12 protein-coding genes are annotated in these 10,685 nt (G+C 66.0%); 3 read left to right on the plus strand and 9 right to left on the minus strand.

Features of this window, described 5'->3' with window-relative positions; genetic code table 11:
• The first annotated feature begins 233 nt into the window (after positions 1-233).
• The gene (locus AB7E83_RS27685) at positions 234-545 is read left to right on the plus strand and encodes a hypothetical protein (protein WP_428574679.1); all 312 of its coding nucleotides are present in this window, start codon (positions 234-236) and stop codon (positions 543-545) included.
• 28 nt (positions 546-573) lie between these two features.
• Here AB7E83_RS27685 and AB7E83_RS27690 read toward each other — a convergent pair whose 3' ends face one another.
• Genes AB7E83_RS27690 through AB7E83_RS27705 form a run of 4 tightly spaced genes read right to left on the minus strand, consistent with a single transcriptional unit; the run spans position 574 to position 4,632 of the window.
• Positions 574-2,208 (minus strand): AMP-binding protein, encoded by a 1,635-nt coding sequence (locus tag AB7E83_RS27690; RefSeq protein WP_428574681.1) that lies wholly within the window; start codon positions 2,206-2,208, stop codon positions 574-576.
• Positions 2,209-2,251: 43 nt separating this feature from the next.
• The gene (locus AB7E83_RS27695; protein ID WP_428574701.1) at positions 2,252-3,130 is read right to left on the minus strand and encodes an enoyl-CoA hydratase; all 879 of its coding nucleotides are present in this window, start codon (positions 3,128-3,130) and stop codon (positions 2,252-2,254) included.
• The gene (locus tag AB7E83_RS27700; RefSeq protein ID WP_428574683.1) at positions 3,131-3,505 is read right to left on the minus strand and encodes a nuclear transport factor 2 family protein; all 375 of its coding nucleotides are present in this window, start codon (positions 3,503-3,505) and stop codon (positions 3,131-3,133) included.
• 41 nt (positions 3,506-3,546) lie between these two features.
• Positions 3,547-4,632, minus strand: coding sequence for a Bug family tripartite tricarboxylate transporter substrate binding protein (locus tag AB7E83_RS27705; RefSeq protein ID WP_428574685.1), 1,086 nt, complete (start codon positions 4,630-4,632; stop codon positions 3,547-3,549).
• 15 nt (positions 4,633-4,647) lie between these two features.
• On the opposite strand from AB7E83_RS27705, the gene AB7E83_RS27710 reads away from it, so the two are divergent.
• Positions 4,648-5,421, plus strand: coding sequence for an IclR family transcriptional regulator (locus AB7E83_RS27710; RefSeq protein WP_428574687.1), 774 nt, complete (start codon positions 4,648-4,650; stop codon positions 5,419-5,421).
• Positions 5,418-6,185, plus strand: a complete 768-nt coding sequence (locus AB7E83_RS27715; RefSeq protein ID WP_428574689.1) for an IclR family transcriptional regulator — start codon at positions 5,418-5,420, stop codon at positions 6,183-6,185. The genes AB7E83_RS27710 and AB7E83_RS27715 overlap by 4 nt, the downstream gene beginning before the upstream one ends.
• On the opposite strand, the gene AB7E83_RS27720 is transcribed toward AB7E83_RS27715, so the two are convergent.
• The 5 genes from AB7E83_RS27720 to AB7E83_RS27740 form a co-directional block, all read right to left on the minus strand.
• Positions 6,172-7,263: a Bug family tripartite tricarboxylate transporter substrate binding protein gene (locus tag AB7E83_RS27720; protein WP_428574691.1), complete on the minus strand. Its 1,092-nt coding sequence runs from the start codon at positions 7,261-7,263 to the stop codon at positions 6,172-6,174. The genes AB7E83_RS27715 and AB7E83_RS27720 overlap by 14 nt on opposite strands.
• A gap of 108 nt (positions 7,264-7,371) precedes the next feature.
• Positions 7,372-7,905, minus strand: coding sequence for a nuclear transport factor 2 family protein (locus AB7E83_RS27725; protein ID WP_428574693.1), 534 nt, complete (start codon positions 7,903-7,905; stop codon positions 7,372-7,374).
• A gap of 58 nt (positions 7,906-7,963) precedes the next feature.
• Complete coding sequence (locus AB7E83_RS27730; protein WP_428574695.1) at positions 7,964-8,329, minus strand: VOC family protein; 366 nt, start codon at positions 8,327-8,329, stop codon at positions 7,964-7,966.
• A gap of 1 nt (position 8,330) precedes the next feature.
• Positions 8,331-9,092, minus strand: a complete 762-nt coding sequence (locus tag AB7E83_RS27735; RefSeq protein ID WP_428574697.1) for an SDR family NAD(P)-dependent oxidoreductase — start codon at positions 9,090-9,092, stop codon at positions 8,331-8,333.
• Positions 9,089-10,685: acetate--CoA ligase family protein (locus AB7E83_RS27740; RefSeq protein WP_428574699.1), on the minus strand; the 1,597-nt coding region annotated here is incomplete at its 5' end. The genes AB7E83_RS27740 and AB7E83_RS27735, both read right to left, overlap by 4 nt.

The following is a 10,685-nucleotide window of genomic DNA, read 5'->3' on the forward strand; positions in this document are numbered from 1 at the left end:
GCCACGAATCGCAGATTTGAAAGTGAACAGGAAAGTCAATGAAATCAACGATCTACCAACACCACCTCCGCGCCAGTGCTAGCTTTTCGTACCGTCACTTATTGCACTGAAAACGAGGAGACCCCCGCTACCGCATCCCCAACCTCCTGGCCTGGGCCGATCGTCCGTGGACCGACGAGCGCCAGCGTGCGGAGGCCTTGCTGGCCTGCCGCGTCTCCAGCAAGGAAGTGCCCGTGGAGGTCTTGCTGGCCGTCTTCAGCCCTGACTACGAGAGCGATTGGTACGCCAATGCGGAGCACCATCGCGAAGAGCGCCTGAACATGCTCGTGCACCAGCGGCCCGCCATGCGCACGGTCGGTGTGACCCGATTCAATCGCGATCGCAGCAACGCCATGCGGCCTTCGCAGGCGAAGGAGTTGCAGGCGTTGTTACCTTTGATGCCGCTCGTGCCTCGCGGCGGAGTGGCGCAGGGATCAACCGCGCCACCCACGGGGCGCAGTCGCGCTCGGGGAATGGCGGTGCGGGGGGACGTGCCGAAATTTTGAAGGGGCGATGTGCCCGAGGTTTGCGCTCTCACCCCAGCAGCTTCTGCCGCTTCACCACGATACCCGCGGCGTCCCGATCCCAGGTATCGAACGTCACGCCATCCTTTCGCAGCTCCGCCTTCTGGATCTTGTTCGTGACGGTCTTGGGCAGGGCGGGCATGAAGCGCACATACCGCGGGAGCATGAAATGCGCCATGCGCGGAATCAGGAATTGCAGCAGTTCCGCCGCGTCGACGGAGGCGCCCGGCCGGGTCGCCAGCACGACCATGACGTCGTCCTCGCCATCGGCGCTCTTGACCGGGATCGCAGCCGCCTCCTGCACCGCTGGATGCGCCAGCACCTCGCACTCCACCTCCTGCGATGAAATGTTCTCCCCGCGCCGACGGATCGTGTCCTTGGCCCGGTCCACGAAGAAGTAGTTGCCCTGCGCGTCCTTTCGGAACACGTCGCCGGTATGGAACCAGCCATTGCGCCAGGCTTTCGCCGTGGCCTCCGGCATGCCGTTGTATCCGGACGTGATGACCCAGGGCAGGTCGGACCGCACGACCAACTCACCGAGCTGGCCGTCGGGGACCTCCTGGTCATGCTCGTCCACCAGGCGGCACTCGATGCCGTCGCGAGGCTTTCCGCAACTGCCGAATGCCCGGGTGTCGAATCCGGCGACGAGCGGGCACGAGACCTCGGTCATGTTGAAGCCGGTCTTGTAGCGGAAGCCGTAACGCTCGGCGAGCAGCACGGTCTGCGGCGTCACCGGACCGAGCGCCACGAGGGTCAGCGGGTTGTCCTTCTCGCCTTCGGCAGGCGGGGCCTTGGACAGGAACTCGGTCATGGCGCCCACCAGGCCTGTCGTGGTGCAGCGGAACTCCTTGACCTGCTTCCAGAATTTGCGGCTGTCGAAACCATCCACCAGAAGGAAGGATGCGCCTCGCACCAGCGCGGCAAAAATCGTGTTGGTGCCTCCGACGTGAAACATCGGCAGGTTGACCAGGATTCGATCGTCCGGGCCCATGTAGCCGAAGCCGACCAGGGCGGCGGAGTACAGCTGCAGGTAGGACACCAGCACCCCCTTGGACGGGCCGGTGGTGCCGGAGGTGTAGATGATGCCGAAGGGATCCCAGGGCTGCGTTGGGGGCGAGGCGCCCACCGCGTTCGCGTCTCCCTGCAAGGCCGATTCCGGGTACAGGCGCCGCGCCCCCGGCGCAGCTCCCTCATGGTCCCCCGAGATGACGATGGCCTCCAGCTGCGCCAGGTCGATGTCGTGCAGGCGCTCCATCAGGCCCGCGTGGCAGACCATCAGCTTCGCACCCGTATTGCGGATCACATGGGCCAGCAGGTTGCCCCGGAACGAAGTATTGATCGGGCAGAACAGTGCGCCCAGGTAGTTGGTGGCGAACCAGATCAGGAGCATGGTCTTGCCATTCGGCAACCATGCGCTGACGGGGTCGCCGCGGCGCACGCCCAACCGGTACAACCCATCGGCCACCGCCAGGACCTTTGCGCGTGTCTCGACCCAGGTCCACTGCTCGCCGTCCTCGAAAACGGCGAACACGCGATCCGGCGTCTTCGAAGCCCAGTGGTCCAGCAGCGGCGCCAGCACCGATCGCTCCCGCGACGGCATGGCGGGGTTGAACCAGGGCGGATTGAAATTTCCTTCGACGAACACGCGAGGCCTTCCTGACGATGACGGCGGCTTCGGCCCGGCGCCCTCAGCGGCCCGTGAACGTCGGTGTTCGCTTGGCGAGGAATGCGGAGATCGCTTCCTTGGCGTCCGCGCTGCGGATCGACCGCGCCTGATGGAATGCCTCCATGGCGACAACGTCCTCGGCGATCGCGGTCTCGGCTGCGTTCAGGTTGGCCTTGATGTAGCGCAAGGCCAGCGGCGGCCCGTCGGCCAGGCGGCGCGCGAAGCGGGTGACCTCGGCCTGCAGTTCGTCATCGGGAACGACCTTGTTCACCAGCCCGATGCTCAGTGCCTCCGCGGCCGGGACACGGTCGGCGAAGAAGAACAGCTCGCGGGCCTTGGCCACGCCCACCAGCCGGGTGATGTAGTAGCTGGCCCCGAGCTCGCCCGATACGCCGATGCGCGCGAACGCGGTGGTGAAGAACGTCGTGTCGGAGGCGATCCGGAAATCGCAGGCGCCTGCCAGCGCCATCGACGCGCCGGCGCATGCGCCGCGGAGCATGGCGATGGTGGGCTTGGGCATGCGATGAAGAAGCAGCGGCCCCTCGCTGTTGCCTCGCGTACGCTCGGCCGCGCTGTCGATGTCGTTCCAGATCGGGTCGTCCTGGAACCGTACCCACAGCGGGTCGTTCTCGTCGATGGACTTGAAGCTCTTGATGTCGCCGCCCGCGCAGAAGGCGCGACCGGCGCCGGTCAGCACCACCACCCGCACCTCGGGCGAGGCCGCGGCTTCGCGCAGACGGTCGTTGAGCATGCGCGTCATGGACACGGTGAGCCCATTGAGCGAGTCCGGGCGATTCAGCGTCACCGTCAGAACGCCGTCGTCGAGGTGCGTGAGGATATCGGCTTCGATTTCGGGTCTCCTGCCGCCGATCGATGTTCGGCGCAGTGGGGTGGAGGTGATTCAGGCCGCGAGCTGCTTTTCGAGGGACTTGAGATCGAAGTAGTCGCGCTTGGCGATGATCTTGCCGTCCTTGAATTCGACCACGCCCGCATACGGAACGAGAATCTCGCGGCCGTTCTTGGAATAACTTTCGGTGCCCTCGATGAACAGCGTGTTGCCGCTTTCGATCATCAGGAACTGCTCGAACCGGGGATTGCTCATGCCCTTGCCGAATTTCGCGAGGAACTCCAGCACGGCCGCCTTGCCATTGAGCGGACGCATGGCCCGGTTGGGGTACGAGACGATGTCGTCGTGGTAGTACCCCGTCATCGTTTCCAGATCCCCGCGTGACCATGCATCGAGGAAATCCTTGTAGATCTGGCTGATTGTCTTCATCGTCGGTTCTCCGAGTGTTTGCCTGCAACCCCGTCGTGCGTTCAGTCCAGCGACACGCCCGAGGCCTTGATCAATCGCGCCCACTTGTCATGGTCGGTGCGCACCAGGGTCGTGAACTCCGCTTGCGGGGTTCCTCCCATCTCGAACGCCATGTTGTTCATGCTCGCGATCATGTCGGGTTGCTGCAGCACCTTCTGGACTTCCGAATACAGTTTCGCAACGATGTCGTTCGGCGTCCTGGCGGGCAGGAACAAGGCTCCCCAGCCGTAGGCCTCGAAGCCGCTGAATCCGAGCTCGGACAAGGTCGGAACTTCCGGCGTCAACGGGGACCGCTTGGTTCCGGTGACGGCCAGCATGCGCACCTTTCCGTCGGCCAGAAACGGCTTGATGGTCGCGTAGTCGATGAAGATGGAAGACACTTCGCCGCCGACGAGCGCAACCATCGCCGGCGCGCCCCCCTTGTAGGGCACGTGAAGCATGTTCAGCTTGGCCGCCTCGTTCAGGCCATGACCGAACAAGTGCAGCGAGGTCCCCGCGCCGACCGAGGCGTAACTGTCCGCGCGCCCTTTGCTTTTGGCGAGTTCGGAAAACTCCGCCAGCGTCTTGACGGGCACCTTGGCTGAACTGACCACGAACCACAGTGGCGTCCGGATCACGTCCGTCAGCGGGATGAAGTCCTTGAGCGGGTCGAACGGCAACTTCTTGTACAGGCTGGCCACCTGCACCAGCGGCGGCCCGTTGAACAGGATCGTGTGACCGTCCGGCGCGGACTTGGCAACGTGATCCGAAGCAATGGTCGTACTTGCACCCGGCCTGTTTTCCACGACAACGCTGACGTTCATGGATTCGCCCAGCTTCTTCGCGACCGTGCGTGCGATGAAGTCGTTGCCGCCGCCGACCGAAGTGGGCACGATGATCCGGATGGGTTTGCCGGGGATCGGAAAGGACTGGCCCCATGCCATGCCGCCCGCGAGCGCGGCGCACGCCGCTATCGTCAAATGGATCAGGATATTCCTGCGATTGCCGAATCTCATTTGTCTGTCTCCTGTGTGCAGCCATCGTAGGACCCAGCCTTTTACGAGATCAAACCCTTTGCGATTCGATTCCCAATAGGTGAGAATTTCCACCGAAAGCCGTGAAGCATGAACAAGTCCGATCCGTTGACAGGCACCCGAAGTGCCGCGAAGGCCCTTGCCCTCCTGAGGCTGGTCGGCCTGCACCATCCGGGCGGCGTTCGCCTCACCGATCTCATCGCAAGTTCGGGCCAGGACCGCTCGACTGCCCATCGCCTGCTCGCCTGTCTGGAGGAATACGGCTTCGTCGAGCGCGCACTTCCTTCGAAGGCTTATCGACTGGGCCTGTCCGCCCTGGAGATGGGCCTGGTGTCCACGGGCATGAGACCTGTCGTCGAGCGGTTCCTTCCGCTGATGCGCCGTCTCGCGCGCCAGACCGACGACACCGTCTTCCTGATGGTTCGCTCGGCGGACCATGTGCTGTGCCTGCATCGTGAAGAGGGCACCTATCCGGTCAAGGTGCTCACGGCGAAGCCGGGCATGCGCCTGCTGCTGGGAATCAGCCTGGCGGGAGTGGCCATCATGGCGCACATGGAGGAGCCGGAGGTTGTAGCGGCGTACGAGCGCTACGAGGAGGAGTACCGAATGTCCGGGGTTTCTCTTCCCAGGCTGTGCAAGGCATGGCTGCGAACACGTGCCGCGGGCTTTGCCGACCTCACGGACCATCGGCACGAAGTGACACGGGGGGTCGCCTGTGCGATCCGGTATTCGCCCAACAGCTTCGTCGGGATCAGCATCGCCGCAATCAATTCCCGAATGCCGAAGCAGCGGCGTGCGGAGCTGGGAGCGAGCTTGTCGCGCGAGCTGCAAACACTCGCGTGGAAAGGTCGTGGCATTTCATGAAAAAACGACCTGGTATCACCGGCGCCCAGAGTGCAGGGAAGGCGCTGGAGCTGCTGCGACTGGTTTCGATGAATCATCTCGAGGGACTGCGGCTTTCCGATGCGGTCGAGTTGAGCGGCCTGGACCGATCGACAACCCACAGGCTGTTGGCCTGCCTTGTCGACGAGGGCTTCGTCGATCGCGCGGAACCCTTGAGGCGCTATCGCCTTGGCATGGAAGCCATGCAGTTCGGACTGCTGTCCACCGCCATGACCCCCCTCGTCGAACGCTTTCGACACGTCCTCCGGGACCTGGCGCAGCGCTCGGGCGACACGGCTTTCCTGGTCGTGCAAAGCGGTGACCACGCGCTCTGCATCCATCGGGAGGAGGGAGCGTATCCCATCAAGGCGTTGCTGGTCGAGGTCGGGACGCGGCGGGTTCTGGGCGCGAGCGGCGTCGGCGTTGGCGTGCTCGCACGACTGCAGGATGCGGAAGTCGACGCGATCTACGGCAGGCAGAAATCCGAGTACCGCAAGATCGGATTGACATTGGAGGGCCTGCGGCGCTTCGTCGAAGAGACGCGAAAGCTCGGCTACTCTCAGACGCCCGACCACACCACGGGAGAGGCTCGCGGCGTCGGCTGCGCGGTGAGGCTGTCGGATACGAGCTATGCAGGAATCAGCCTCGCCGCGATCAATGCGCGCATGACGACGGAACGGCGGCGGGAACTCGGCAAGGCGCTGGTCGAAGCATTGCGTCCTTTCGAGGCGATTACTCGGCCTTGATGCCGGCCTTCTTCATGATCACGGCCCAGCGCTTGAAGTCCGCGGCGACCATGGCCGCGAACTGATCCTGGTTCATGCCGGACGTCTCGAGGCCGAGCTCCTGCATCTTCGCGACGACTTCCGGCAGCAACATGATGCGGTTGACCTCGGCGGCGATCTGGCCGACGACGGCCGCCGGCGTTTTCGCGGGGACGAACATGCCGAGCCAGCTATACGATTCCAGCCCCGAATATCCCAAGGCTGCGAATGTCGGCACATTCGGTGTCGACGCATAAGCCTTGGATACGGCCAGCAATCTGATCTTTCCCGATTCGATGTGCGGCTTCATGGTCGCATAGTCGCTGAAGGCCGACTGCACTTCCCCGGCCACGAGGGCCATGACCACCGGCGCACTTCCCTTGTAGGGCACATGGACCAGGTCGGTGCCCGCAATATCATTGAGTGCCGCGCCGTACAAATGGCCCATCGACCCCTGGCCGACGGATGCATAACTGAATGTCTTCGGGCGCCTGCGCACCTCCTCCACGAATTCCTTCAGTGTCCGTGCGGACGTCTTGCTGGCGTTCACCGCAAGGATCGGCGGCGCGCCGCCGAGTTCCACGACGGGAACCAGGTCGCGCTGGGCATCGTAGGGAGGCTTCAGAACGAGATTGGGCGCCTGCACGACGAGCTGGTTTGTGACGAGAATGGTGTTCCCGTCGGGCGCCGACTTCGCGACCACGTCCGCGCCGATGGTCCCACTGGCTCCTGGCTTGTTCTCGACGACCACGGTCTGCTTGAAGCGTTCCTGCAGCTTCTGCTGCACCGTTCGCGCGAGGAAGTCGCCCACGCCTCCCGGAGAAAACGCGACCACGAGCCGGATCGGCCGGGACCCGAAGTCCTGCGCCTGCGCGGCGGGAGAAAAAACGCTTGCCGCAGCGGCCAAGGTGGAAGCCACGAGGAGGTGAATCGGTTTGTTCATGGTGCCGAAATAGTCGTCGATCGTCTCCCGAGGAACAAGAATCACTCTCGCCAGCCTGCCGGTTTCATGGCGGTCTCGTCGGGCTCCACACTGTAGGCAGCTCGCGTTGGCCCGCACCGATCTGCTTCGCTATTCGGGCGACGATTTCGATATGTCAAACAATGCGGCCACGCCTCCTCGGTGGAAAACGGGCGCAAGGTGATCCGGGCGCGCTCGCGGCTTTCGTCAGCCCGTCCCTGCGCGCCTTGAAAATTCGTACACGGCATCCCCAGGCCATCGCGCCCCCACCGGCGACCGCGCCCCGAACTGCGCATCCGGCTGTGCATTCTGCGCACGCTCCTGCTCCTCCTGCCAGTCGTACACGACCGTGCGCGCGGCGATTCTCCACTCGCCGCCGCGCCGCTCGAAGCGGTCGAGATAGCGGCCCGCGAGGAAGGTCTCGCGCGTCGGCGCGGACGCGGCGACCTGCAAGGCGATGAAGTAGCTCTCCACCGAGGCCTGCTCTCCGCGTAACTCGATGCCCATGTTGCAGATCGCGTGGAAGTAGCGGCCGCCTTCTTCGCGCAGCTTCGGCAGCGCCTGCGCGATGAAGCCGCTCGCGCTGCCCTTGTAGGCGCCGTGGCTGTCCGTCGCATCGGGCCAGTAGGCCGAGCGCAGCGCCTCTTCGTCCGCGCGATCGATGCCGCGGCAATAGCGGTGCAGGCACTCGCGGATCGCCTCGCGATCCAGCAGGTCCTGCAAGCTCGTGGGCGCGCTCATTGGACGACCCTCCGCGCTACGCGCTGCGGGACCATGAGCCTTGGGGCGGCCCGGCGGCTCATGCCGGCTTCGGTGCGCGCTTGAACAGCTGCACGACGTTGCCTTCCGGGTCGCGCAGCGACAGCACGCTGCCGTGCGAGCCCATGTCGCGCACGCCGATCACCTCGCCACCGGCCCCGGTGACGCGCTCCTGCATGCCCTCGAAGTCGTCGACCTCGAACACCATCACCAGGCCCGAGATGACCGGCGCCGCTTCCTCCAGCGAGGCCACCGCGACGTTGCTGCCGCCGGCCCCGTACTGGATCCAGCGCTCGCCGTCGCGGAACTTCGGCTGCAGTCCGAGTGCGGATTCGTAGAAGGCGCCCAGTTTGCCGGGCTCGCGCGCGGCAACGAAGACGTTCTGGAGGCGTTGAACGGTGGCCATGTCAACCGATGTTGGTTTGCGACGCGCCGCCGTCGAGGTGCAGCACGTCGGCATTGACGAAGCGCGCATCGTCGCTCGCGAGGAAGCAGATCGCATCGGCGATCTCCTCCACCGTGCCGAGCCGGCCGAGCGGCGTGCGCGCGATGCGGCGCGCATCCAGGTCCGCATTGCGGTGCTTGGCCGTGCCTTCGGTGGGCACTGCGCCCGGCGCGACCGCGTTGACGCGAATGCGCCGCGCACCCAGGTCCGCCGCGGCCGCGCGCGTGATGCCGAGCACGCCCGCCTTGATGCCGCTGTAGACCATCGAGCGCCCCGGCGAACGCACGGCGGCGATGGACGCCACGTTGACGATCGCGCCGCCGCGCTCCGGGTCCATCGCCTCGGCCGCGGCCTGGATGCCCCAGATCACCGACTTGAAGCCGATCTCGACCATGCGGTCCATCACCTCGGGGGTGATCTCGGCGACGGGCTGGTAGCGCACCCACGCGGCGTTGTTCACATGGATGTCGAGCCGGCCCGCGTCGCGCGCGAGGCGCAACACCGCCTCGCGCATGCCGTCGCGCGTCGACACGTCCTGCGCCAGCGCGATCGCCCGGCCGCCCGCGGCCTCGATGGCCGCGATCGTCTCCTGCACGAACTCCACCTTCAGGTCGTTCACGCCGACGATCGCGCCGAGCCTCGCCATCGCGAGCGCCGTCGCCTTGCCGATGCCGTGGCCGGCGCCGCTGATGAAGGCCACGCGGCCCGAAAGTGAAGATGTCATGCGGTGGTGTCCTTCTGTTTGGCGACCAGCAGCGCGTCGAGCGCCCAGGCGCCCTTGCCCGCATCCTGCACGAGCAGCGGGTTGACGTCGATCTCGCCGACCGTGTCGGCATGCGCCGCGGCGAAGCGCGAGAGTGCGGCAATGGCGGCAGCCGCGGCCTGCACGTCCGCCTTGGGCCGGCCGCGCGCGCCGTCCAGCAGCGGAAAACTCTTCAGCGAGCGCAGCATCGCAAGCGCGCGCGCTTCGTCGACCGGCGCCGACTCCAGCGCGACGTCGTTCATCACTTCGGCGTAGATGCCGCCGAGGCCGACCATCACGACGGGGCCGAACACCGGGTCGTTCTTGGCGCCCAGGATCAATTCCGAGCCGCCTTGCGCCATCTGCGCGACCAGCACCCCCTCGATGCGGGCCGTGGGCGCATTCGCCTTCACGCGCGCCAGCAACGCCGCGTACTCCGTGGCCAGCGCATCTTCGTCGCGAACGCCGACGACGACGCCGCCCACCTCGGTCTTGTGCGCGATGTCGGGCGAGACGATCTTGAGCACCAGCGGAAAGCCGGTCTCGCGCGATGCGGCGCGGGCATCGTCGAGCGTCTTCGCGACGACTTCCTTCAGCACCGGCAATCCGGCGCGCGCGAGCACCGCCTTGGCATTCGCCTCGTTGGCGAACGCGCTCGCGGCCAGCGGCTCGACCTTCGCGGGCGACGCGACAGGAAGCGCGTGTCCGCGAACCCCGCCCGCCTTCACCAGCCCTGCCAGGGTGGCGCAAGCCGCGTCGATCCCCTCGATGGCGGGATAGCCCAGCTGGTTCAACTGCGCGAGCACGTCGCCCGGCCCGCGCGTACACAGGATCGCCAGCTTGTCCGGCATTTCCTCGCGCACGCGCCGCAGCGCCTGCAGATACACGTCGCGCAGCCGCGGCATGAAGAAGGCATTGGCCGACTGCAGGATGACCGCGTCGCAGGCCGGGTCGGCAAGCACCGCGGACAGCACCTCGTACAGCAGCTCGGGCTTGCTCGACACCTGCGCCGTCATGTCGACCGGATTGGCCGGGGACGCGAACGGCACGAGCGACAGCACCCGGTCCTGCGTCGCGCGCGACAGGTGCGGCAGCTGCAGCCCGGCGGCGCTGGCCGCGTCCGCCAGCAGGATGCCGAAGCCGCCGGACGCCGTGACCACCGCCACGCGCTTGCCGCGCGGCAGGCGCTCGCGGCCCACGACGGCGATGGCGTGACCGACCTCGAGCAGTTGCTCGATGCCCGGCACGCGGATCGCACCGCCGCTGCGCACGACGGCGTCGAACACGGCATCGGATGCGGCGAGCGCCCCCGTATGGGAAGCGGCTGCGGCCTGCCCGGCGTCGGACACGCCGACCTTCAGCAGCACCACCGGCTTGCCGGCTTCACGCGCGAGGGACAAGGCCTCGCGAAATTTCGGCCCGTTGCGACACGTCTCCATGCAGCACAGGATCACCGAGGTGCCCGGGTCCCTGGCGAGCGAAGCAATGCCGTCGGCTATATCGACGTCGCATTCGTTGCCGGTCGTCAGCAAGCGGCTGATGCCGACGCCGCGCTCGGCGGCGAGGCGCTTCGTG

It is taken from the genome of Ramlibacter sp., assembly GCF_050250995.1.
Lineage (GTDB): Bacteria > Pseudomonadota > Gammaproteobacteria > Burkholderiales > Burkholderiaceae_C > Ramlibacter.